Annotated in this window: 18 protein-coding genes; 12 read left to right on the forward strand and 6 right to left on the reverse strand. The window is 49.9% G+C overall.

Translation table 11 applies throughout. The features are described from left to right. Nucleotides 1-146: 146 nt before the first annotated feature. A complete protein-coding gene (locus R50912_RS16695; RefSeq protein ID WP_042236467.1) occupies nucleotides 147-1,109 on the reverse strand; it encodes a helix-turn-helix transcriptional regulator in 963 nt (320 codons plus the stop codon). A 100-nt stretch (nucleotides 1,110-1,209) separates the two neighbouring features. Between R50912_RS16695 and R50912_RS16700 the strand changes: the two genes are divergently transcribed. From R50912_RS16700 to R50912_RS16710, 3 genes are all read left to right on the forward strand, one after another. After that, a complete protein-coding gene (locus R50912_RS16700) occupies nucleotides 1,210-1,689 on the forward strand; it encodes a GyrI-like domain-containing protein (RefSeq protein ID WP_042236469.1) in 480 nt (159 codons plus the stop codon). A 24-nt stretch (nucleotides 1,690-1,713) separates the two neighbouring features. Further along, nucleotides 1,714-2,178: a DUF8821 family protein gene (locus R50912_RS16705; RefSeq protein ID WP_042236471.1), complete on the forward strand. Its 465-nt coding sequence runs from the start codon at nucleotides 1,714-1,716 to the stop codon at nucleotides 2,176-2,178. 118 nt (nucleotides 2,179-2,296) lie between these two features. Further along, complete coding sequence (locus R50912_RS16710) at nucleotides 2,297-2,788, forward strand: pyridoxamine 5'-phosphate oxidase family protein (RefSeq protein ID WP_042137328.1); 492 nt, start codon at nucleotides 2,297-2,299, stop codon at nucleotides 2,786-2,788. A gap of 128 nt (nucleotides 2,789-2,916) precedes the next feature. Here the strand turns inward: R50912_RS16710 and R50912_RS16715 are convergent, their stop codons facing one another. Beyond that, nucleotides 2,917-3,183 carry a hypothetical protein gene (locus tag R50912_RS16715; RefSeq protein ID WP_042236473.1) on the reverse strand — a complete coding sequence of 89 codons (267 nt, stop codon included), beginning with the start codon at nucleotides 3,181-3,183 and terminating at the stop codon, nucleotides 2,917-2,919. Nucleotides 3,184-3,402: 219 nt separating this feature from the next. After that, nucleotides 3,403-3,996 (reverse strand): TetR/AcrR family transcriptional regulator, encoded by a 594-nt coding sequence (locus tag R50912_RS16720; RefSeq protein WP_042236474.1) that lies wholly within the window; start codon nucleotides 3,994-3,996, stop codon nucleotides 3,403-3,405. A 218-nt stretch (nucleotides 3,997-4,214) separates the two neighbouring features. On the opposite strand from R50912_RS16720, the gene R50912_RS16725 reads away from it, so the two are divergent. Next, nucleotides 4,215-5,324, forward strand: a complete 1,110-nt coding sequence (locus tag R50912_RS16725; RefSeq protein ID WP_042236476.1) for an NADH:flavin oxidoreductase — start codon at nucleotides 4,215-4,217, stop codon at nucleotides 5,322-5,324. A gap of 116 nt (nucleotides 5,325-5,440) precedes the next feature. On the opposite strand, the gene R50912_RS16730 is transcribed toward R50912_RS16725, so the two are convergent. Both R50912_RS16730 and R50912_RS16735 read right to left on the reverse strand, forming a co-directional pair. Next, the gene (locus R50912_RS16730) at nucleotides 5,441-6,667 is read right to left on the reverse strand and encodes an MFS transporter (RefSeq protein WP_042236478.1); all 1,227 of its coding nucleotides are present in this window, start codon (nucleotides 6,665-6,667) and stop codon (nucleotides 5,441-5,443) included. Between the two features lie 42 nt (nucleotides 6,668-6,709). Continuing rightward, nucleotides 6,710-7,504 carry a TrmB family transcriptional regulator gene (locus tag R50912_RS16735; RefSeq protein ID WP_042236480.1) on the reverse strand — a complete coding sequence of 265 codons (795 nt, stop codon included), beginning with the start codon at nucleotides 7,502-7,504 and terminating at the stop codon, nucleotides 6,710-6,712. Nucleotides 7,505-7,759: 255 nt separating this feature from the next. On the opposite strand from R50912_RS16735, the gene R50912_RS16740 reads away from it, so the two are divergent. From R50912_RS16740 to R50912_RS16770, 7 genes are all read left to right on the forward strand, one after another. Then, nucleotides 7,760-8,563 carry an AAA family ATPase gene (locus R50912_RS16740; RefSeq protein WP_197072929.1) on the forward strand — a complete coding sequence of 268 codons (804 nt, stop codon included), beginning with the start codon at nucleotides 7,760-7,762 and terminating at the stop codon, nucleotides 8,561-8,563. 404 nt (nucleotides 8,564-8,967) lie between these two features. Beyond that, nucleotides 8,968-9,570: a lysozyme inhibitor LprI family protein gene (locus R50912_RS33330; RefSeq protein WP_052416405.1), complete on the forward strand. Its 603-nt coding sequence runs from the start codon at nucleotides 8,968-8,970 to the stop codon at nucleotides 9,568-9,570. Between the two features lie 376 nt (nucleotides 9,571-9,946). Beyond that, nucleotides 9,947-16,342 (forward strand): rhamnogalacturonan lyase family protein, encoded by a 6,396-nt coding sequence (locus R50912_RS16750; RefSeq protein ID WP_042236483.1) that lies wholly within the window; start codon nucleotides 9,947-9,949, stop codon nucleotides 16,340-16,342. A 272-nt stretch (nucleotides 16,343-16,614) separates the two neighbouring features. Next, a complete protein-coding gene (locus tag R50912_RS16755; protein WP_197072930.1) occupies nucleotides 16,615-17,886 on the forward strand; it encodes a BNR-4 repeat-containing protein in 1,272 nt (423 codons plus the stop codon). A 277-nt stretch (nucleotides 17,887-18,163) separates the two neighbouring features. Further along, the gene (gene ppsA, locus R50912_RS16760; protein WP_042236485.1) at nucleotides 18,164-20,776 is read left to right on the forward strand and encodes a phosphoenolpyruvate synthase; all 2,613 of its coding nucleotides are present in this window, start codon (nucleotides 18,164-18,166) and stop codon (nucleotides 20,774-20,776) included. A gap of 28 nt (nucleotides 20,777-20,804) precedes the next feature. Further along, entirely contained in the window at nucleotides 20,805-21,728 is a 924-nt protein-coding gene (locus tag R50912_RS16765) for an alpha/beta hydrolase fold domain-containing protein (protein ID WP_042236488.1), read from the forward strand. 62 nt (nucleotides 21,729-21,790) lie between these two features. Further along, nucleotides 21,791-21,994 carry a hypothetical protein gene (locus R50912_RS16770; RefSeq protein ID WP_042236489.1) on the forward strand — a complete coding sequence of 68 codons (204 nt, stop codon included), beginning with the start codon at nucleotides 21,791-21,793 and terminating at the stop codon, nucleotides 21,992-21,994. 180 nt (nucleotides 21,995-22,174) lie between these two features. Here the strand turns inward: R50912_RS16770 and R50912_RS16775 are convergent, their stop codons facing one another. Beyond that, nucleotides 22,175-23,473 (reverse strand): alpha-glucosidase/alpha-galactosidase, encoded by a 1,299-nt coding sequence (locus R50912_RS16775; protein WP_042236490.1) that lies wholly within the window; start codon nucleotides 23,471-23,473, stop codon nucleotides 22,175-22,177. A 182-nt stretch (nucleotides 23,474-23,655) separates the two neighbouring features. Here R50912_RS16775 and R50912_RS16780 point away from each other — a divergent pair, with 182 nt between their 5' ends. Further along, on the forward strand, nucleotides 23,656-24,519 hold the full coding sequence (locus R50912_RS16780) for an AraC family transcriptional regulator (protein WP_197072931.1): 864 nt from the start codon (nucleotides 23,656-23,658) through the stop codon (nucleotides 24,517-24,519).

A 24,519-nucleotide genomic window follows, 5' to 3' on the forward strand; every position in this document is an offset into this window, starting at 1 on the left:
TCTAAAGTCTCCTTTTCCGGATAAGTTCCCTGAAGCCAAATCAGATATGGTCATTACACTCCTTGAAAATTTTAAACTCTTTTGGACAGGTTGTATAGAGGCCAGAATTTCAATCTGAATATCCGGTACATTTGGTGGCACACTGATTATAGGTATAATAAACGCAGTCTCTCTTTTAACCCTTTCCAGATTTCCTCCGGCGCTTCCTTAAGTCTGATATCCCCGCCCAGGAAAAGCAGCCAGTTTATGATTTCCGCCAGTTCGTCGGGCATATCCGCATGGATATACGTCTTGAGAATGGCTGTGCTCTGGTAAGGATTCGTATAGGAGAGCGATACCTTCATTGGATGATATTTTTTGAATTGGGCAATCGCCTTGGGGCCGAGTTCAAGAACGAGGTTGACTTCTTCTTCCTGACTGTTCAGTTTTTCCAGGATCTTTTTCCTGCTTAATCTTTTTTTATCCGGATTTAGGACAACATCGGTGACTTGGTCCACAGGAATAATCCGCTTCCTTTCATCGTTTAAGTCGAAGGCCTCGATCAGCCACTGGCTTTTCTCACGATAGAGGCGTAAGACATAAACGGGATAAGCTTGGATGATCCTCGCTACTTCGCTGGTAATCAGCAAATAGCGGTCCACCAGCAGGATCTGGATCAGCTTCTCCAGCATGGGGTGGGGGAGATCAGACAGATCAAGCAGGTCAGGATTGTTCGGGTTGGTCCCTTCAAACAGCAGAATTTGATTCAGAAGAAACAGGTCCTCCTGCTGGTTCTCTGAGACGAGTCCGAGTAATTTTTCCGTTAGAGACTGACGGCTCTTGAGATAAGGGAGCTGCCCGTTTCTTGTGGCCATGAAGGCAATGAACAGGGCTTTGAGCTCATTATCTGTAAACCGGACCACGGGAAGGACAGAATTGCGCATCACAGAATACCCGCCATCCCGTCCAACTTCAGCGACAAGCGGCATCCCCAGCGCCTCGATTTCCCGGATATCCCGAATCGCAGTCGAACGGGAGATATTAAATTCCTGCATGATTTCAGTAATAGTAAAGTGGGCCCGGTTGTTAATATACCGCATGATCACATTTACCCGTTCAACTTTTTTCATCGCGTCTCCTAAACAGTTTCATTTTATGACATGATTTAAGACTATCATATACATATCAAGACAAGAAGACAAATTTCAAATACAAAGGATGGTTGCAGACATGGCAAATTACACGTTAGAGGAAAAAGACAGCTTCATCGTTATCGGCTTGGGCACGGAGCTTAAGAGCGATTACACGGACTATGCAGGTATTAACAAAGAAAAGTCAGACTTCTGGCAGGCCGTCAGTGAAGATGGAAGGCTCGATAAGTTGAAGGCGATGGCCGTGAACGACTATATTTTTGCCGTGAGTGAAGCGGTGAACAACAAAATGATGTATTATGCGGGTGTCATGACCGAAGCAGCTGCGCCGGAAGAGGCCAGAGTTATCCAGTTTCCTAAGGGTAAATACCTGGTGGTTAGAGGGGAAGCGGCAACGGCTGATGAACTGAATAATAAGCTCGCCGGAGTTGCTTTTGGTCAAGCTCTGCCGGAAGCGAAGGATGTCGCCTATGTGGGCGGGCCCAATACATCGGTTGAGATGGGGCAGAAGGATGGACAGGTTGTAGGTGAAATGTGGATTCCTGTTGTAAGTAAATAACGGGTTAGCCGAGGAGGAAGTGCAATGTCTTATATCGTTGATTTCAAAGAGGTGTCTACGGCCGGCTTGGAGTCGTCACCTGTAGTGGATGCACTTGCAGGATTGCGTGCGAATGAAGCGCGTTACTTCATGAATAAGTACACGCATGAGTTCACGGTTGTCCCGGCCAGCGAAAGCCAGGAGACCCTGGATTATGTGAATGGAATTCTGAAAAAAGAACGTGATCTTGAATTTTCGGCCAAGCCTTTGGAGACCTCGCGGTTTCAGGTAGAGAATATCCGGTTTGCTTACGTCTTTTATGAGGACGGACTGGCGCTTAACGTGATGTATACCGTGGATGATCCCAAGAAGCGGGCTGTCGGATTCAAGCTCTCTGAGGGCATGGAGATTCCCAAGGAGCTGGAGACAAAGTTCAAATTCGCCAGGCAGAAGTCTAAGCTGGCCGGAACGATCCGGGGCTCGTTCTTCGTCATCAAAGGCGAATACTGAACCAGCTGATAAAGCTGTGACTGAACCGTTAAAGATAGGTTTTCGCCTAATCGGGTTAATAATAGGTACGCATTTGGATATCCTATTCCCATAACCCGGAAGAAACGAGGCGATAAGCATGTCAACTTTGGATAAAAGTCATCAGGAAGCTGTCGAGACGGTCAGAGACCTTATCAAAGGGATTGATACAGCGATGTTCACGACGATCTCACCCGAAGGCCTGGTATCCCGTCCCATGAAGACACAGGAAGTCGAGTTTGACGGAGACCTGTGGTTCCTGACCAAGAAGGACACCAGCAAGTTCGATGAGATCCTCCATGATCCGAGGGTTAATGTTGTGTACGCTGACAAATCCTATGTCTCCATCCGCGGAACCGCCAGGATTGTCGAGGATCTGGAGAAGAAAAAAGAATTCTGGAGTGCAGGCTATAACACGTTCCTGAAGACCACCTATGATGACCCGAACGTGATCCTGATTCAGGTTCATGCCGAAGCTGCTGAATACTGGAAGAGCGGTAATCTGGCCGAGATGGCGACTTATATGTTCAAACGAATCACCAATCGGGACACAGAGAAGTCGGATCTGAACAAGACGGTTGAATTGGAATAGTTGTTTTGATAAAAGATGCCCCGCGGCGCTGGAGGATTCCGGCGCGCGGGGCATCTTTTTGCTGATCCATTATAATGTGAGGTCGGGGGGGAGGCTTCGGTTGCTCAAACCAATCGTTTGAATCGCTCTCACTGAGCGCCTTTTGTCAGAACAATGACAATTTCATCTTCTCCATCTGCATCTAAATCAATGACCGATATTTGAGGATAGAAGGAGGGGTTCGTTACATTGATCCAATTGAATGTTTTCGTTTCTCCATTTATTACAACATCTAATGACGAAAATATGTCTTTTTGTGCTTTTTCTTGAACACCATAAAATAGCAATTTTCTTATCTGAAGTCTCGGATAGTAGTGTATTGGGAATTGGTGTAGCTGGTGTTGACGCATTTCCATCAATCTTTTCCGGACTTGAAGACTGATTATTTGCCCCACATCCGGATAACAAACGTAAATCAAGATGATCTATCTACCGTGTGCGCGACAACCTTCACCATTCAGCGCTTATGTATCTCGATATTGTCCCACAACGTTGGCTCAATATAAACAGCGGCAGCCCTGGACACGATTTTCACGTCCGAGGCTGCCGCTGATTTTACACCTGGGCCAGTCTGATTAGGAAACTTGCGGATTGAACATGGGGAATCCGCCCGTGATCAGCGGCATGACCCGCTCCGCAAGTTCGGAGGGAGACTCCGCTCTTCCTTCCACATTCCATCGGTAGGTTACGCCGTATAAGGACCAGCTTAGCAGGGTGGCCGCAGTGGCAAGCGGCTTCGAATCTGCAGCTGAGTCTGATTCGCTAATAAGCTGCAGGATAAGCTTCTCAAGATGCAGCTTGATATTCTCCTCAAGCAGGAGAGCGACAGAATCATATCTTTTGAAGCAGCGGTCGCTGGTTTCATGATAGTTACATAAGGCTACGATGAGCTCCTGAAGCGTCTTTTCGGTCAACGGTCCCGTTGCATCGACTTTATGGAGGACCATATTCGTAAAGGCGTCTAACAAAAAGGCTTCGAACAGCGCATATTTATCCTGGAAATGTGCATAAAAGGTGGTCCGATTAATAGTGGCAGCTTTGGTAATATCGCCGACGGTAATCGAGTTGAAGTCCATGATATTCAATTGTCGGATGAAGGCATCCAGAATTAATTGACGGGTCCGAATCACCCGCGGGTCGTTAGGATTGGGGGGGAGTATGCCAGCCATCCAAGGAACACCCCTTTCAGTAGTGAGTAGAATCCCTTTATTATAATCACCTTATTGACAGACAACAAATAGGATCTGCCAATACGACAGTTTTTCCGGCTTCTAGCTTAAGCAACAACTTGGGCAGATTGTTGGTTGATGGGGGGGCTGGAGCTTGTTACTATTGCATTCATACCCCGCTTTGAGAATAATCATATAATCTAGAGGAGGCGTTAACCATGGCTAAACAGCAGGAGCAAATTCATTCACTGGAGACCTTATTTGAACCTTATACGGTTCAACAATTAAATATACCCAACCGGATCGTAATGTCACCGATGGCGCGTGCTTTTGCACCTGAGGGTATTCCAGGGGAGGATATGGCAGCGTATTACCGCCGCCGCGCTGAGAATGGGGTGGGGCTGATCATCACCGTTGGTATGATTGACCATCCGGCGGCGAGCAGTGATCCGGGACTCGCTAATCTGTTTGGCGAAGCCGCTCTGAGCGGCTGGCGTGAAGTCGTCAGACAGGTTCATGAGGCCGGCGGGATTATTTTTCCCCAATTGTCACATATGGGAATGATTCGTCCAATGGGTTCCCAGCCTTACCCGGATGCACCATCGATCGGGCCATCAGGTCTCGATATGCAAGGAAACAAGATTAGCGAGCCGATGACAGAAGAAGAGATTTCCGGCGTCATTCAGGCTTATGCCGATGCAGCAGTGAATGCGCAGCAGGCTGGCTTCGACGGGATAGAGCTTTCCGGCGGCCACGGCTTATTGATTGACCAATTCTTCTGGGAACAAACCAATCAGCGGACGGACCGCTATGGCGGCGATTTCCTGAAGCGCACCACATTCGCAGCCGAAGTTGTCGCTGCCGTCCGCGCTGCAGTCGGACCGGATTATCCGATTTCCATCCGGTTATCCCAGTGGAAAATGACTGATTACACGGCGAAGCTAGTAGATACACCGGAGCAGCTGAAGCAATTCCTGGATGTGCTGGTACAGACCGGCGTAGATATTTTCCATATCTCGACCCGCCGGTTCTGGGACCCTGAATTCGCGGGCTCGGAGCTGGGTCTCGCCGGATGGGTGAAGAAGCTCACCGGGAAGACAACGATTGCTGTTGGTTCCGTAGGCATGGACAATGATCCCGCTGAAGGCGGGGAAGCGGATCATCAAGGGATGGATGAACTGCTGAAGCGGCTGGACAATCAGGAGTTCGATCTGGTAGCCGTAGGACGCGCGCTGCTGGGTGATCCGGCATGGGCAAAGAAAATCCGCGAGGGCAGGGTGGAGGAGATTCAAGCCTTTACTCCTGAGGCGGCTGCCCAACTGTATTGAAGCATAGAGAGTGTTTATAGGTACACAAATAAGGCTGCCCATTGGCAGCCTTAACTTTTTTATTTAGACCATTATTTTTATCTACAGGGTGAATAATTTCCAAGAACCGTTCTCTATTACCCTTTCTCCGCCATATAGGTCTTCTGCGTCCGGAGGACCGGGAAGAGCCAATACATCCACATCACGGTAATGACGAGTGTACCAAGCCCGCCAATAACTGTCGCTGGTACGGCTCCGACCAGACCGGCCATCGTACCGGACTCGAATTCGCCCAGCTGGTTCGAGGTGCCGATGAACAGGGAGTTGACGGCGTTGACCCGGCCCTGCATCTCTTGCGGTGTGTTGACCTGAACCAGCGTGGAACGGATTACAACGCTTACGACGTCGGAGGCTCCGATGAGGAACAGCGCGAAGAGCGAGAGCCAGAAGCTGCGGGACATCCCGAACAGAATCGTCGCCAAGGCGAATACAACGAGGGAGGCGAACAATGTCTTGCCGATTGCTTTCTCCACCGAATATCGGGTTAGAATCAGCGAGACAAGGATCGCCCCGACCGCTGGTGCAGAACGCAGCAGACCAAGACCGAGTGAGCCGGTCTTCAGGATATCCTCGGCGAAGATCGGAAGCAAGGCAGTCGCACCGCCAAGCAGCACAGCGAACAGGTCTAGCGAGATAGTACCAAGAATGATTTTGCGGGCAAAGACAAACTTCAGGCCACTAAGGAACGTGTCCATATTGACGGCGTCCAGCTTCTTCACGAAGTGAACGGTCTTGACGAAGAAGATGAGCACGGTCGAGATCAGCAGCGCTGCAAGTGAGGCGATGTAGGCAGCGGCAGTCCCCCAAACGACAAGCACTCCTCCAAGTGACGGGCCGACGATCATCGCGGTCTGCATTGCGGAGGCAGACCAGGCTGCGGCCTTCGGCAGCTGTTCCCGGTCCACGATGTCCGGCACAAGCGCAGCAGAGGCTGGGCCTTCGAAGGTACGGCAGGCGCCGAGAATGGCGGCGGCGACCAGCAGATGAAGCGAGCCCAGCCAGCCCTGCACACTGCCGAGAACAAGCAGCAGGACAACTACGCTCTCCATCAGCTGGCAGAGATAGACGATGGTCCGGCGGTCGTACCGGTCAGCGGTCTGTCCGGCCGGCAGTGTCAGCAGGAGCATCGGCAGGAATTGCGCCAGGCCGACAAGACCCAGCTGGAAGGCGCTGTCAGTCAGCGCGTACATCTGCCAGCCAATAGCGACAGACAGCATCTGAAAAGCGCTGGTCGAGAATATCCGTGCGATCCACAGGCGCAGGAACGAGCGGTTATGTAGTACGGACGAGCCTTTTGAATTCAAAACATGTCATCCTTTCTAATTCACAGGTATACATTAAACTCATTACATGCCGGAGTTCTTCGCATGCATCTCGGGATGCTCCCGCCGGATCAGTGCATAATCCTTCCCGTACCGGTCCTCCAGCTCCCCGGCAAAATCTTTCTCGATCCGCATCATCACAACATCGTGGAAGTACGAGGTCTGCAGTACATTCAGCACCGCCGGGTGGTTGCTCTCCAGCGCCGATACCGGCGCGTGCCGGCTGAAGCTGCCGAGCAGCGCCGTTTCCTTATCCAGCAGCATGGAGAAATTGCGTGACCTATGCGGTCCCCCCGGCGGCACACTATGTACGATGACATGTTCAAGCTCCGTCGGCATTTCACCGATAACCATCAGATGAACGGCGGTACCCCGGTGCTCGGCTGAGAGCAGCGATTCCTCGACCCAGTGCAGATCCTCTGCCCAAAGATCGACCAGAATCTCCTCCCTGGCATTGGCGGCGAGGCGGCGGATCGCCAGATCTACCTGCTGATCTCCTTTCCAGTTACTGAAGAAGGGCGGCGTATCCGGCAGGGTAGTCAGCTCACTCTCCAGTAGGCGTGCAGTTCGTTCGAACTCCGATTGCAGCAGCTTAACAACCTGTCCGATTGGAATCGCCGCGAAGGTAATCGGATCACCTTCCTCAGCACGACAGACACCTTTCTCTACAAGGCCGCGCAGCGCAGCATAGACATTCGAACGTGAAACTGAAACCTGCTTAGAGACTTCGTAGCCTGAAGAAGGGGGCTGACCGTGCAGCGCCAGATAACAGCGGGCTTCGAGATCGGACAATCCGAGTTTCCGTAGAGCATCAATCATAGGGGGCCTCCTTTGGATTCAATAATTTTCCAGGAACATTAGAAGTATTTCAAAATACTACTCCTGACTTGAGTAGCTGTCAAGACCCCCGTAGCATAATTTTTCCCGCTCAATTCATCCTGAAGCTCCATTTAGGAGGATCAGACGCTCTGAGTGCCCCCGGTTGACAATACAGGGAGTAAGCAGGTATATTGATTTAAACGTAATAATTACGAATAAATACTCATAATCCAGTTAAGGAGCTTCAACACAATAATGAATAAAAACAGCAGTAATCAGCGTCTTCCTAGAGCGAAGGGTATAGATATGGGGACGTATTTCACACCAAAAGAATGTGCCAGAAAAGTAAAGCAACTTGTACTGCCCCAGATGAACCGGAAGATTGTTGAGGAGTTCATTACTATACTCGGGATGAGGCCAACTTTCGAAGAACACAACGTACCCATTCCCAATAAAGTGGTCATGTATGGTCCGCCAGGTACGGGGAAAACATTGACCGCATTCTATTTGGCCCAGATGCTAGAGCTTCCGCTTATTCTGGTTCGGCTGGACGCGGTTATTCACAGTCATTTGGGGGAAACCGGCAGTAATATCCGCAAAATATTCGAATATGCCAAAGCAACACCTTGCGTCCTTTTCCTCGATGAATTTGATGCGATTGCCAGAACACGGGAGAGCAATGATGAGGTCAAAGAGATGGCACGCGCAGTAAATACCCTGCTGCAATGTCTGGATGACTTCGGCGACAGCAGTATTTTTGTAGCGGCAACGAATTTGGAGAATGAACTGGACCGGGCGATCTGGAGAAGATTTGATACGAAAATGACCTATTCCCTGCCGGATGAATCCAGCAGACGTCAATATATTGAACAATTGATTAACGGATTTGATGGTGAAGCAGGGTTGACGGAAGAGGTATGTGGGCGCCTTGCCGGATGCAGCTTTGCAGATATTGAACAGATTGTGCTGAAAGCCAAACGGAAGGCAATTATAGAGCATAGCCCCTTAACACGAGAGCACATTGTGCTGTCCTATGAGGAATACAGTCCGTCCTTATAAAAAGATAGCGTGTAATTTGAACGTCCCGGATGATGCTTGTGCAGATCATCGGGACGTTTTGATTTGTGAGCGAGAAGGTTGAATGATGGTTCCCAGATTAACCGGAGCAGCAGTGATTGTAGATTCTGACGGTACAATATTATTAGTGAAGCATAGCTTCGGCAAAAACAACGGGGAAATCTGTGAATTTATTCAGAATGTAGATTGCAGGACCCGTACATAATTAGATTTGAATGAAGAGGATCCTGATAGGCGTTAAGCCTTTTGGGCTCTTCTTTTTATTATCCCAGGGTCGGTAATGATTAGTAAGCGGCAGTTACAGGTAATAAGTCTAGAGGCTGTTGATTCCAGCCGGATCTGTGAAGTATGCTAACTACTATACCAAACCGACAGGATGAGGACTTATGAAAAAAGCAATAATAACCACACTTTTGATCTCCAGTCTGCTGATAGGCGGCTGCGGCAATAATGAGGCCGGCAACGGCAATGCAGCGGCTCCTGAGCAGACCGGGGTGGAAACTTCTGCAGCACCGGAGATAACACCAGCAGCGACAGCCGTTGCCACTGTGCAGCCCGCTCCCGAAGCCACAACGACGGCAGCTCCCTCGCCGGAGGCAACCGCTGAATCTACCCCGGAGCCGGAGGAGTCCACGCGTCAGGCCTATTTTGACAAACTGGATAAGATTGAAGAGGGGTTGTCAGACCTGAAGGCTCTGTCGGATGAAGGTACAACGCTTGCAATGACAGCAGCGGCCGTTCAGGAGAACGAACGGTGGGACAAAGCACTGAATGAGATTTATCAGGTGCTCAAGCAGCAGCTCCCCCAAGCAGAAATGTCTAAGCTGAAAGAGGAACAGCGTAACTGGATTACACTCCGCGATGAGACAGCGGCCAAAGCCGCAGCCAAATACGAAGGCGGGACAGCGGAGGGGCTGGAGTATGCCGCCACGCTGGCCGGGGTTACCCGGGACCGGTGCTATAAGCTGGTCGAGTTGTATATGAAGTAAGAACAGCAGGAGTATAGTAAGCGTACAGGTATAATTCCACTGGAAATCCTGACAGGTAGTATGCCTCTCAGGATTTCTTTTTTTTGTGCCTGTAAGAATGATTTATAACGTGAACTATATAAATCCTTATATTTTAAAATAGTCGATTCTGGGTTGAAAGTGCGTTTTTTTGAGCAGAATTGAATCCCATTATTTGATACACTTGTGCATATTTGGTGGGACATACTGAAAGGGGATGGTTACCTCTGGCTGAGCGGGTATAGCATTTTGAAGTTAAGAGGACTGTAGCAGGTATGTTAAATGACAACTATGATGTGAACGTACAAGTTTCCCCCGATTTCTAAATGAGTTTAGAATAATAGGAGGAGTTAAGTACATGGGCAAAAAAATAATTTTCGTCAAAAAATCAGTGTTCGCATTCTTATTATCATTCCTACTGGTTATCCCGCTTGCCATTCCGGCATCTCCGGTACATGCAGAATCAACGGGCAGTCTTCCCGCGCGTCAGGCAGAATATCTGAACCGGGGGTTAGTAGCGATCCTGGTTGATAACGGTGTCTACTTGAGCTGGAGGTACTTGAATACGGATTCAGATGAAATCGCTTTCAATATATATAAAAACGGATATAAAGTAAACTCAGCTCCGATCAGCGGCTCCACTAATTACGTGGACGCGACAGGCGCGGACAGTTCCCAGTATCAGATTTCTACCGTCATTGCCGGTAAGGAAGAGATGCAGGCGGAGACCGTACCTGTGCAGCACAACGCTTATATGCCCATTCCGTTGGATAAACCGGCTGACGGCCGCACCAAAGACGGCGGCACGTATTCCTACTACGCCGGAGATGCTTCTGTAGGAGATTTGGATGGCGACGGTGATTATGAAATCGTTCTCTTGTGGAGTCCGAGCAATTCCAAAGACAATTCACAGGCCGGGTATACCGGCAACGTCTATATCGATGCCATTGAAATGGACGGCACGAAGTTATGGCGGATCGACCTGGGTGTCAACATCCGCGCCGGAGCCCATTATACACAACTGATGGTGTACGATCTGGACGGCAACGGCAAAGCTGAAGTCGTCGTCAAAACAGCGGACGGCACGAAGGACGGCCAAGGCACAGTTATCGGTGACGGTACGAAGGATTACCGCAATGAGAGCGGATATATCCTCTCCGGAGCAGAATATCTGACGCTGTTTGACGGTCAGACCGGAGCAGCCGTATCCACCGTGAATTACGACCCTCCAAGAGGGGATGTAAGTGCGTGGGGGGACGGATACGGCAACCGCGTAGACCGCTTCCTGGCGGGGATTGCCTATCTGGATGGCGTGAAGCCAAGCGTAGTCATGGCCCGCGGCTACTATACACGAACGACTCTCACAGCTTACGACTATGTTGACGGTCAACTGGTGAAGCGCTGGAACTTTGATACCAATGAAGCCGGATCGCAATATGAAGGACAAGGAAATCACAATCTAAGCGTACTTGATGTTGACAGTGACGGTAAAGACGAAATCATGTACGGCTCCCTGGCGATTGATGATGATGGAACCCTGATCTACAGCACCGGACTCGGCCATGGCGATGCGATGCATGCCGGCAAGCTCGATCCGGGCCGGGAAGGTTACCAGATCGTGAGTGTGCATGAGCATACGAACGCTGAATACGGGCTGGAGATGCGTGATGCTGCAACGGGTGAGATTATCTGGGGGCAGTATACCGGTAAGGATACCGGACGCGGAATGTCCGCGGATATTGATCCGAACTACCCGGGATATGAATCATGGGCAGCCACGATTGTTGAGGGTCAGATGGACCCTTTATCCCGCGGATATGCGGCTAATGGAGAGGTTATTTATGAACAGAATGAAGTGCCGCGAAGCGCCAACTTTGCGGTCTGGTGGGACGGGGATCTTCAGCGGGAGCTGTTCGACCATGAATGGAATAACACTACAGCGAAAGGCATTCCGCTCGTTTACAAGTGGGATTATGAGAATAAGCAGCTGAACGAGATTTTCCGGGCAACTGGTACCTTGACCAATAATCATACCAAAGGCAACCCTGCCCTTCAGGCGGATATCCTGGGCGATTGGCGTGAAGAGCTGCTGCTGCGCAGCGAAGACAGCTCGGAGTATAGACTCTATACGACAACCATTCCTACGAATTACCGGATTCCTTCGCTGATGCAGGATCCCGTATACCGTTTAGGGATAGCCTGGCAGAATGTCGCCTACAACCAGCCGCCGCACACCGGATTCTATCTCGGAGCGGAAGCGACCGAATTCCCTAAAGCGAATGTCACTCTAACCGGAGCACAAGAAACACCTCAGCAGGTTTATTACTTTGATTTCGGCACGGACCCGGCTGCCGGAGCAACAGCAGTTCAGGATACACCTTACACAGAGGCAACCGGATACGGCTTTGAGAGTACAAGCGGAATTACTCTGGACGCAAATCATGTTTCGCTTCCGGACAACACAAAGTTTGCTGTTGACCTGCCGAGTGCCAATTACAAGGTAACGCTCAAGCTTGGTGCTGATGCCCGGGATTCCAATATCGGCGTCAAATCTGAATTTGTTCAAAAGCTGGCCGTCACTGGCGTGAGCGCGGGAGCACCTCTGGTCTACTCGTATGATATTGCGGTGGTAGACGGTCAGCTGGAGCTCATTTTCTCCGGCACAGCCATCGACGTACAGGAGATTATTATCGAGAAGTACCCGGAGAAGACGCCGGGAAATGCGAAGACGATCTATATGGCCGGTGATTCCACGATGCAGTCTTATAGCAGTGCGCAGGCTCCCCAGGAAGGGTGGGGCCAGCAATTCGGACGATATTTTGCGAATGGTGTGGTGGTCCAGAACGATTCGATCGGCGGCAGAAGCAGCAAATCATTCATGGTTGACGGCCGTCTGGATACGATATTGCAGCGGATCAAACCGGGAGACTTCTTCTTCATTTCTTTCGGTCATAACGATGCCAGCATAGGAATTCCTGACCGCTATGCGTCTCCGGCAGATTACAAAACCTACCTGACCCGTTATGTGAACGGAGCCAAGCAGCGCGGTGCAACTCCGGTCCTGCTTACGCCGGTAGGACGAAGAGACTTCAATACAGTCACTCAGGAATTTAACGTAAGCTTCCCCGAATATGTGAAGGCAGCCAAAGAAGTAGCGGTAGAACTGAATGTACCGCTGATCGATTTGAGCCAGTTAAGCATTACGGATTACAATCGTATCGGCCTGGCGGCTACGGAGAAAATCTTCCTGTACGCTAATCCCGGCGAATATCCGAAGTACCCGAACGGCGTAGGGGATAATACGCATTTCAGCAGCTACGGTGCGCAGGTTATTGCCGGTCTGGTAGCCGGTGCGGTAAAAGACATGGGATTAACCATATCACCGTTAGTAATCGATCCGGACATTACGGAACCGGAGCCAGAACCGGAGGTTCAGGTCTATGAGGAGAACTTTGAGGGTGATCCGGCTGCCGCTCAATATTCAATGGTGAATGCCACGGGTATAGCCGGGACAATGACAGGCACGGTCACCGAGCTAAGCGGAAACAAGGTAATGTCAGTCACCGGTTCCGGTTCCGGGAATCGCGCGAAAGTGTTCCGGTTGTTCGATGCGGTGAACGGGGACATCGTTAATGTTAATTTCAACTGGCATTCCGGCAACGTAGGTGCTACCCCGTCAGAAGGACATCTGACCTTGCAGGATGCAAACGAGAATATCCTTCTCACACTGTTAACAAAAACAGGAACAACCAGTCCCGGTACGAAAATTCATTATTTTGTGGGCCCGTACACACCTGACTACGGAACCGGCACCACAGCTGTTCCGGATGGCGGAATTGCGACGGACATTCTGAAGAACCAGTGGGTCAATGCCAATGTGAAGATTAATTTTGCCGAGAAGAATATTGATCTGACATTGACGAGTCTGGCTGACCCCACTGTCACTCAGACGATCAAGGATATCCCGATGAGCCCCGGCGTTTATGCCAATAACGTAAGGGGATTCCGGTTCCTGGGAACGAGAAAGGGAGGCGGCGGCACACTGAGCTGGACCACGCAGATCGATAATGTGAAGCTCGAAGGCAAGATGCTTCCACCGGTTGCAGGTGATCAGGCGGCATTGATTGCGCTGCATCAAGAAGTGAAAGCTTTGGATCTGTCAACCTATACGGACACATCCGTAGCTGTGCTGAATAAAGCTTTGGCAGTTGTGGAAGCAGTGCTGGGTACAGCTGCCACACAGGCTCAAGTCGACCATGCAGTGAACCTGCTGACAGTCGCTAGGGAATCACTGACCAGTAGCCCGGCTGGTGATATCAGCGTATACAAATTTGATTTTGGCTCCGGAAGCGCTGCCCAAGGATACACCAGAGTAGATTCCAAAAGGGCTTATATTGAAGGGAATGGCTATGGCTTTACGGATACCGCGCTGGTACAGGATGAGAACCGCGAAACCGGAAATGCGCTGACAGAGGATTTCATCCGCATGAACGGCAGCAGCCTCCTGGTGGAAATGAAGCCGGCTAATTACCGTGTAACCATGACCATTGGCGATGCACAGGAAGCGACTAACGCTGCTGTGGTTGTCGAACAGATGACCAAGGTGCCGGTTACATCCGTGCCGAAGGGTGAATTCAAGGAATTTACGTATGACATTGCCCTGATTGACGGTGTCTTTGACTTTACGTTCTCCGGCAATTCGCCGAAGATCAATGCGCTGAAGATTGAGCGGCTGCCGGAGACCGGTGCGGCTGACCAGCCGACTCTCTATCTGGCAAGCGATTCCACGGTCGCCAATTATGCCGAAAGCTATCGCCCGCAGGCTGGATGGGGTGAGACGCTAGGCGGTTATTTCGATCTGGAACAGATTCGTATTGATAACCGTGCTGTCAGCGGTTTAAGCAGTAAGACCTTCCTGGTTGGCGGATATCTTAACGACATTCTGTTGGGTATTCATGAAGGTGACTATCTGTTCATGCAGTGGTCGCATAATGATTCCACACCGTCCCGGCCGGAACGTTATCTTACACCGGAGCAGTTCAAGGTGTATCTGAAAGATTACATTAACGGTACTGTGCAGAGAGGAGCAATTCCGGTGCTGGTCACACCGGTGAACCGGCGCGATTTCACCGGAGAAGTATTGAACAAGAGCTTCCCGGAATATGTGCAGGCGATGAAAGAAACGGCACAGGAGACTGGAGCCCTGCTGATCGATCTGAATCAAGCCAGCTGGGAATCTTTCCAGGAGCTTGGGCCGGAAGGTACCAAATCCATATTTATGTGGGTAGGTACAACCGAGGACAACACACATCTTCAGATGAACGGTGCGGTAAAGGTATCCGTTATGGTCGCAAAGCTTGTGCAAAAGCTGGACATTCCGCTCTCTAGTCTGGTTACCCTTGAAGAAGAGCCTTCGGATCAGACAGCGCCGCAGACTACAGCGGCTATGGCAGGAGAATTGCAGAACGGGTGGTATACTTCAGCGGTAGAAGTAACGTTTACCGCAACGGATGAAGATTCTGGAGTCGATTCGACTTACTATCAAATCGACGGCGGGGAGATCCAGACCGGCACGAAACTGACGATAAGTGATGAGGGCATGCACACCGTCACTTACTGGAGCGTTGACCTGGACGGCAATAAGGAGGCTGAACAGACACTTGCAGTACCTGTGGATCTCGCCCCTCCGGACATCGATATTCAGGGACAGCCGGAATACACGATTGACCAGCAGGTAGAGATTATTTATACAGCTTCCGATACCGTGTCCGGTGTGGCAGAACCAAGCGGTGTGCTGTTGAACGCTCCTGGTTATACGCTGGAGCCTGGCTTGCATGAGGTAACAGCTACGGTCTCCGACTTGGCGGGCCGGGAAACGAGTATGGATTTCAGTTTCGGTATTTCGGCTACCTTTGCAAGTTTGGCTGAACTGACACGTACCTTCGCAGCTGCTTCGGATGATCCAGATGCAGGGGCACTTGCCGAAGAGCTTAGCGGCAAGCTGCAGCAGGCAGAACTTGCAGCGGGTGCACATGAAGGTGCGAGAGCACGCCACCTGCTAGCAGCCTATGGCAATGATGTCAACACCGGCAGAAATACGGTATTTACAGCGGAACAGGCAGATGTACTGAGTAAGTGGGCAGCATGGATCAGCCAGGGAACGCCACTAGCGGACAGTGCTCCCGGAACTCCTGTATTGTCTGACAACAACGGCCATGATACAGGGCTGAGAGACGGAGATTACGCCATCACCATGAATCTCTGGTGGGGTAACAACGGCGCAAAGTTCAAGCTGTATGAGAACGGTGAGTTGATCCATGAAGTATCTCTGGCAGACCAGTCACCTGCCGCCCAGTCTGTACAGATCGATATTGCCGGCAAACGGAATGGTACGTATGTCTATACAGGCGAACTGAGCAATTCACTCGGTACAACGAAGAGCGCCCCGCTGAGTGTAACAGTCTCGGATGCCTCTCCAGGGCAAGCCGTATTGTCTAACGACAACTGGGACGGGGACGGCAGCTATAATGTAAGTATGAATCTGTGGTGGGGGACGAATGCTACCGGATATGATCTCTATGAGAATGGAATTCTGGTAGATACCCAAACCCTGCGGGCACAGACACCAGGTGCACAATCGGCAGTCACTGCAATTTCCGGCAAAGCACCCGGGACCTATGAATACGAGGTGGTGTTACGCAACCCGGCGGGTGAAACCAGAACGCCGAAGATGATCGTCACGGTACGGAAATAGACTGGTCAGGCTGATAGAGTGGCAGATGTTTAAGCTTCAAATTCAGGAAAGTCTGCGACCCGGACTTTCCTTTTTTATTTAGATTTGCAATCCCTCTATACAGTAATCTTGCAAAAGTACAGTAACATTTCCCGCTTCCGCGTGCTATTCTTGGGCCAGAAATACTTGAAAAAGCCTAAGGAAGGAGGTACGTCCGACAAAATTGAATGCGTTTACATGGATAGTTAATATTGCGCTTTGTAAGAAGCATTTATCTGAGGGAGGCGGAAGGTTTGAAGAAAATAAAAAAATGGAAGCTCGGACTCATGATGACGGTGCTGATGCTGCTGATACCGGCGGGAACCGGAAGCGCAGCCACTGTGCTGGAAGAGGTGCCTTTTCCGATGGATTCCAGCAATCAGGCTGGATGGTGGTCTCCCCTTGCCACGTATGGACTGGGTTATGAGTATGCGTACATGGCCTATAATGCACCGGGAACTATTGCCGGTAAACATACCGCAGCCATTGCCAGACGGGATAACGATGGGATTTGGAGCAAGCTGCCGCTCATGAATGGTGCCGTGCCTGCAGAATATACCGATGATCTGGGGCATAATCAGCCGTCCATGGCCAGAGACGGGAGCGGCCGGTTCCACGTATTCGCCTCCATGCACAGTAATCCGTGGCAGTACTTCCGCTCGGATACGGTAGGAGGGATTCCGCAGAATCACTCCGATGAGCTGCCTCAAGGCATGACGGTAACCTATCCGGTATTGGCGACGGCTCCGAACGGTGATTTGTATTTAATGGTGCGTGTTGATAAAGATCCGGCAGGCAAAAGAGAGGCTGTTCTGTTCCGCTGGAATAATGCCGAATCTGTGTGGAGCCAGGTCAAGGTGATTGCTGCGCACCTTAACCGGTCTGTCTACCCTGACGATCTGGTCTTTGATGCGAGCGGAGATCTTCATATCTTGTTCGAGTGGGCGTATTTCGCAGCCAGTCCTCTGCGCCACCAGCTGTCTTATCTGAAATATAGTCCTTCCACGGGGGTATTCTCCAAAGCAGACGGAACGCCTGTGTCAGCTCCGGTCTCACTGACTACCTCGGATATTGTGCAGCCTATGGCTCCTGCTGAAGCCTATGTACAGAGTGGCAGCGATCCCGGCGGACCGGGCGTTCAGAGCGCAAAGATGACGCTTGATACTCTTGGCCGCCCGGTTATCGCCTACCGCTATCGTGAAGAAGGAGCCACGAGCTTCTCGGTTAAGCAGGCAACGTATGGCACAGGAGGCTGGGCGCTGCAGACGGTCTATAATGCAGCTCCGACTACAGCCGCGATTGATGTGACCTGGGCAGGCAATGCCGCAAGAATCTATTACGTGAAAAGCAGCGGCAGCGATCGTGCATTGATGGCCGTAAATACGGGCACAGGCTGGACCGAAACATCGCTTGCGCCGGGTATCCCGGTCGAGCGGCTGGCGGTAGAACGCAGTCCCAAGGGTATCGATGTCCTGTATCTGGTGGATGTGACGAACCTCAAGCTCTATTACGGGCGTAACGAATAGACGAATAGAGGAGGACTCAGATTCCTTTATTTGTGTTAATCAGGCGTTATTCGCAGATCCTCAGTCCGCTTCAATATAACTTGCCATTCGTCAAAAAAAGAACCTGAGCTGCAGCTCAGGTTCTTCATATTGCATATATACATACACGATGATATAATCATTTCACAACTATACTAGTTTCTATAAACGTAGTTAATGCATCTTATATATTAAATATAACATGCCGGAAATTTCTTGTCAAATATTTTTTCAAGTCAATAGTTAGGGGAGATACGGAATGGATGCATTGGTTCTGGGTTTTGAGGAAACGGATAGTACGCAGCTGCTGCTAGTTGGCGGAAAGGGGTTAAATCTGGGGATGCTATCAGGAATAGATGGCATCCAAGTCCCCGAAGGCTTCTGTGTTACAACCGCCGCTTATCAGGAGGCAATCTTGCATAACGAAACCTATCATGTTTTACTGAACCGGCTAACCACGCTGCGGACGGACAACCGGGAGCAGATTAGTGAAATCAGCAGGGAGATCCGCCGGATTATTACGGAAGCAGAAATTCCGTCCGGGGTTGTAACAGCAGTTACACAGGTTCTCTCCCGGCTGGGTAGTGAACAGGCTTACGCGGTACGTTCCAGCGCGACTGCTGAGGATCTGCCGTATGCCTCTTTTGCCGGCCAGCAAGACACCTATTTGAATATTATCGGCGTTGATGCCATCCTACAGCATATCAGCAAATGCTGGGCATCGCTGTTCACGGATCGCGCGGTAATCTACCGGATGCAGAATGGTTTTGACCACAGTCAGGTTTATTTATCGGTTATCGTTCAAAGGATGGTCTTCCCGCAGGCTTCAGGCATTCTGTTTACCGCCGATCCGGTTACGAATAACCGCAAGCTGCTGTCCATTGACGCCAGCTTTGGACTTGGAGAAGCATTGGTCTCAGGCCTGGTGTCTCCCGATTGCTATAAGGTGAAGGAAGGCGAGATCACCGATAAGCGGATTGCAGCCAAAAAATTGGCTATCTACGGACTGCCGGAAGGGGGGACCGAAACCCGGCAGCTTGATTCCGGACAGCAACAGGCGCAGACGCTTACGGAACAGCAAATTCTACAGCTGGAACGTATTGGAAGACAAATCGAGGCTTATTTGGGCTCACCCCAGGATATTGAATGGTGTCTGGCTGATGGTACCTTCTATATTGTGCAGAGCCGGCCCATCACCACGTTATTCCCCATCCCTGAAGCCATTGATCAAGAGAACCGCGCTTATGTATCTGTAGGTCATGGGCAAATGATGACAGATGCTATGAAGCCGCTGGGACTGTCTTTTCACCTGTTAATTACTCCTGCTCCCATGCGTATAGCCGGCGGAAGACTGTTTGTCGATGTCACCTCCTATTTGGCTTCGCCCGCCAGAATGATGATCATTGATACCTTGGGGAAATCTGATCCGCTCGTCAAAGACGCGCTTATGACGATCGTGGAGCGGGGAGATTTCATACAAATCTCACCGCAAGTTGAAGCGGCGGCGCAGTCCGGCAAAAGCAATCCGGGTAAGCTGCCGGCAGGCGATCAAACACCTGCCGGCAGCGATCCGGCCATCGTTGCGGAGCTGATCAAGAGTAATGAAGCATCGGTAGAAGAGCTGAAACACAACATCAAGACGAAATCAGGCTCGGCTCTATTCGAGTTCATCCTTGAAGATATCGAGGAACTGAAGAGGGTTCTATTCAACCCGCAAAGTACGGCAGTGTTCATGGCCGCAATGGATGCTTCCGCATGGATTAACGAAAAAATGAACGAGTGGTTAGGTGAAATTAACGCGGCTGATACCCTTTCACAATCGGTGCAGAACAATATTACTTCGGAAATGGGTCTGGAACTGATGGACGTCGCAGATAAGATTCGTCCTTACCCGCAGGTCATTGATTATTTACAGAGTACACAAGAGGAGGACTTCCTGGAGGGACTGAATAGCTTACAGGGCGGGCAAGAAACATATGACGCACTAAATAATTATCTCAGCAAATACGGAATGCGGTGTACCGGAGAAATAGATATTACCAGAACCCGTTGGAGCGAGAAACCGGCGATACTGATCCCCATGATTCTTAGCAACATCAGGAACTTCGCACCGGGTGCCAGCAGACAGAAATTTGAGCAGGGACGGCAGGAAGCTTGGGATAAAGAACAGGAGCTGTTAGACCGCTTGAAGCAGTTACCGGATGGAGTACACAAAGCCGAAGAAGCCAAAGTGAAGATTGACCTGGTCCGGAATTTCATCGGTTACCGGGAATATCCTAAATACGGCATGGTTAGCCGTTACCTGGTTTATAAGCAGGCGTTACTGAAGGAAGCCGGACGGCTCGTTCAAGCAGGCGTTATCCGCGATACAGAAGATATCTACTACCTCAGCTTTGAAGAGCTTCACGAAGTCGTCCGCACGAATACAACCGATTATCAGCTCATCAATAAACGTAAAGATGATTATAATTTATATGTCAAGCTCACTCCCCCGCGTGTGATTACCTCTGATGGAGAAATCCTGTCAGGCCAGTACAAACGGGATCAACTCCCGGCTGGCGCTATGGCAGGTCTGCCTGTTTCCTCGGGAGTGGTTGAAGGCAGGGCACGTGTGATCCTCAACATGGAAGAGGCTAATCTGGAGGAGGGGGATATCTTGGTCACCTTGTTTACCGACCCCAGCTGGACCCCGTTGTTTGTCTCCATCAAAGGCCTAATTACCGAAGTAGGCGGACTGATGACCCATGGCGCAGTAATCGCACGGGAATATGGTTTACCGGCAGTTGTCGGAGTGGAGAATGCCACCAGACTCATCCAGGACGGGCAACGCATCCGCGTGCATGGAACCGAAGGGTATGTTGAAATATTATAAATACAGTAATCATGCAGGAGGGGTAAGGATGAGTATACAAGTTTATACCAAAAGACGTTCAACAAAGAGTTTTCTATTTGAGAAGTATTTAGCTTTACGAAATACTAAAAAAGGCTTTTCCAGTATTGAAAATACGACACAGTTTGTAAAACGGGCAGGCCTAGAAAACAGTAAGCCCTATAGGATGGGTGTTGTTAAATTCATCAGCAGAATTAAGGAGGAAGCGTTTGAGGGGATTAAGGTTTTTACAATAAATGACCAACAATCCATGACGCAAAAAGTAATTCTCTATATCCATGGCGGCGCTTGGGTTAACCAGCCTTTAAGCTTCCACTGGACGTTCATGGATAGAATGGCACAGTCGCTTAATGCGAAAATAATAGCCCCTATTTATCCTAAAATTCCTAACTATAATTATAAAAACACCTATCCGAAGCTCCTAAACCTGTATAAAGATATTCTGGGAACCGTTAAAAGTTCTGAACAATTGACGATTATGGGCGATTCTGCAGGCGGAAACCTATCTCTAGGCCTGGCCCATCTGCTCAAGATGAATGAGATTCCCCAGCCCAAGGACATCATTCTATTCTCTGCCTGTGTGGATATGGCCCTTACGAACCCGCTTATTCCTGAATATGAAAAGAAGGACCCGATGCTGTCGGTGGGTGGAATGGAAGTCATTACAAGGATCTGGGCGGATGATAAAAGCTTAAACGATCCTATAATCAGTCCCATCTACGGTGACTTTGAAGACCTCGGAAGAATCACTCACTTCATCGGAACGCACGAAGGTCTATATCCCGATGCCATGAAGCTCGATGATATGCTGACCGGACAAGGAATTGAAATCAATACCTTTGTATACCCCAAAATGAATCATGTGTTTGTGATCATGCCTATCCCCGAAGCATTAGACGCCCAGCGGAAGATTATTGAGATTATTAATAACTAGGAGACTCTTATTGCAGACTTAGTGTCGACTTCTATATTATGGTATTTTGGGGAGGGTAATATATGAGACTAGCTAAATATTTGAAGTTATCAATAATAATATTATTCGTTCTTGTGATTGGTTCTGCATGCCAAAACAACCAGGAGGGAGGGCCAGACAGCTATATTTCAATGAATGAATTAAGGGGTTTATCGGAAAAGGGCGCCACACTCGATTGGAGTGATTTGAATAAATATTCTTTTGAGGATACCGGTTCAGGATTATAGTTCAGGAATTATCCCATTGAAGGAGGGAACCAGCTTGTACTTACGGGTAAAAGCCTGGAAAGTCCGCCGGAGAGAGTATATAGTATGAGTGAATGGAGCCATTGAACTAAAATTTATACTAAGCAAAGAAGCCTCCTATAGGAGGCTTCTTTGCTTATGGCGATAAAACAACTTTCACCTTTATTGATAGTCAGGCAGCCAGTCACCGTGGGCATCGATCAGGTCGTCACACATATTAATGATATCATCCATCGATAGCTCTGCTGCTGTATGCGGGTCCAGCATAGCTGCGTGGTAGATATGCTCTTTCTTGCGTGTCATGGCGGCTTCAATCGTAAGCAGTTGTGTATTGATATTCGTACGGTTCAGTGCGGCACATTGCGGAGGCAGATCGCCTACGTAGGTCGGAGTTACTCCACTGCGGTCAACCAGACAAGGGACCTCGACACAGGCTTCTTTGGGCAGATTAGGAATCAGTCCTGTGTTCATAACGTTGCCTCCGATCTTAAACGGCACATTGGTCTCCATCGCTTCCAGTATATAAGAGGCGTATTCATGTGAACGTTCATGCGTAAGCTCCTGATTATTCACCAGCTCATCACGCATCTGTTCCCAGCGTCCAATCTGTTCTACGCAACGGCGCGGATATTCGTCAAGAGGGATCTGGAACCGCTCGATCAGCTCAGGATAATTTCTTTTGATGAAATACGGATGGTATTCCGCATTATGCTCGGAGGATTCTGTAATATAATAGCCGAATTTCAGCATCATCTCATAGCGGACCATATCACCGTGAGGCTCAAGCTGCTTCTCTGCAGCGAGGCGTTTGATCTCCGGATACAAATCCTTGCCGTCCTTGGTAACCTTAAGCAGCCAAGCCATATGGTTGATACCGGCAATCGTCGCCTGTACACCTTCCTGTTCTATCCCGAGGTGACTGAATAATCCGGGGATACATTGCTGCACGCTGTGGCATAATCCCACCGTATTCACGCCGCCGTAAGTGTTCATCACATTCGTTAGAACGGCCATCGGATTCGTGTAATTCAGGAACAGCGCATCCGGACAGACCTCACGAATATCCGCTGCGAAATCAAGCATGACCGGAATCGTGCGTAAATTACGGAATAATCCGCCAATGCCTACAGTGTCCGCAATGGTCTGACGCAAGCCGTACTTCTTCGGAATTTCAAAATCTGTAATGGTGCATGGATCATAACCACCGACCTGAATGGCATTGATTACATATTTGGCGCCGCGCAGCGCTTCTTTGCGGTCGGTATAGGCGATGATGGTACAGGTGCTGCCGCCACTGTTCTTCAGGTTCGTAAGCATATTTTCGGAGTCTTTGAGCCGCTGAAGATCAATATCATATAGAGCAATCTCAAACCCCTGAAGTGCAGCTGTCGCCATGATATCCCCTAGGACGTTCTTGGCGAAAACCGTGCTACCTGCACCGATAAATGTAACTTTTGACATTATACATTAGCCTCCTGTAATTTGCGGAATACGCTTCAGTCATTTGGAAATATGAATATTAATCCGAATGAGAATCGTTGTTCTAGAAGCTTTTTCCGCTCTTATATTCTATAATCACTATAGAATAGAACAGAAGGAACCACTATGGAGAAAGACAAGATAAATATGGAGGAATGTTGCATATGAATCCGGACCATTATGACTTCACTTTAGGGATTAATCTAACACCGGAGGAGCAGGATCTGTCTGTCCTGTTCAGCGGGGAGGCAAGACCTTTTCCTGGCCATAAAATCGGACCTTCCGTTCACGATTTTTATTTGATACATACTGTTCTGGAAGGCGGGGGGCTGTTTCAGAGCGGTATGTTCTCTGCCGAGTGCAGGAGTGGAGACACCTTCGTTATTTTCCCCGGCGCGCTCTTCAGCTATCAGGCAGATCAGGATGTCCCTTGGCATTATGCCTGGGTAGCCATGCAGGGGATTGGCGTTCAAGGACTTCTCTCCGCTGTCGGCATTACAAGAGAACAACCCTTCATGCATTCCGGTAATGTCACAGAGCTTCATAGCTTGTACGAACGAATTCGGCATGCCTTCACGCAGTCTGCTTACCCGCGGCTGGAGAGTCTGGAGGCTTCAGGCTGGGCGCGGCTGCTGCTTCATCAATTCGGGCTGGGTAATTTAAGTGCGCTGCCCCTGCATCCTGCCGAAATGCCCGAGATTATTGACCGGCAGATTGACCAGGCCATCCGCTGGATTTCGCTGCAGTTCCACCAACAGATCAGTATTGATCAACTGGCGTCCTCACTCGGCTACCACCGGGTGCATCTGTCCAAAGCTTTCAAGCAGCGAACCGGCTTGTCACCCAAACAGTTTTTGCTCAAAATGCGGATGGACAAAGCCAGACAATTGCTCGGGGCTCCGCTGACCATTGAGCAGGTAGCTTCGTCCGTGGGTTTCAATGATGCGCTGTATTTCTCGAAGCAATTCCGCAAGCACACGGGCATGCCGCCGAGCGAGTACCGGGCGGGTCTGAGGAACGGGGAATAG

Origin of the sequence: Paenibacillus sp. FSL R5-0912 (assembly GCF_000758605.1) — a bacterium.
Classification (GTDB): domain Bacteria; phylum Bacillota; class Bacilli; order Paenibacillales; family Paenibacillaceae; genus Paenibacillus_AQ.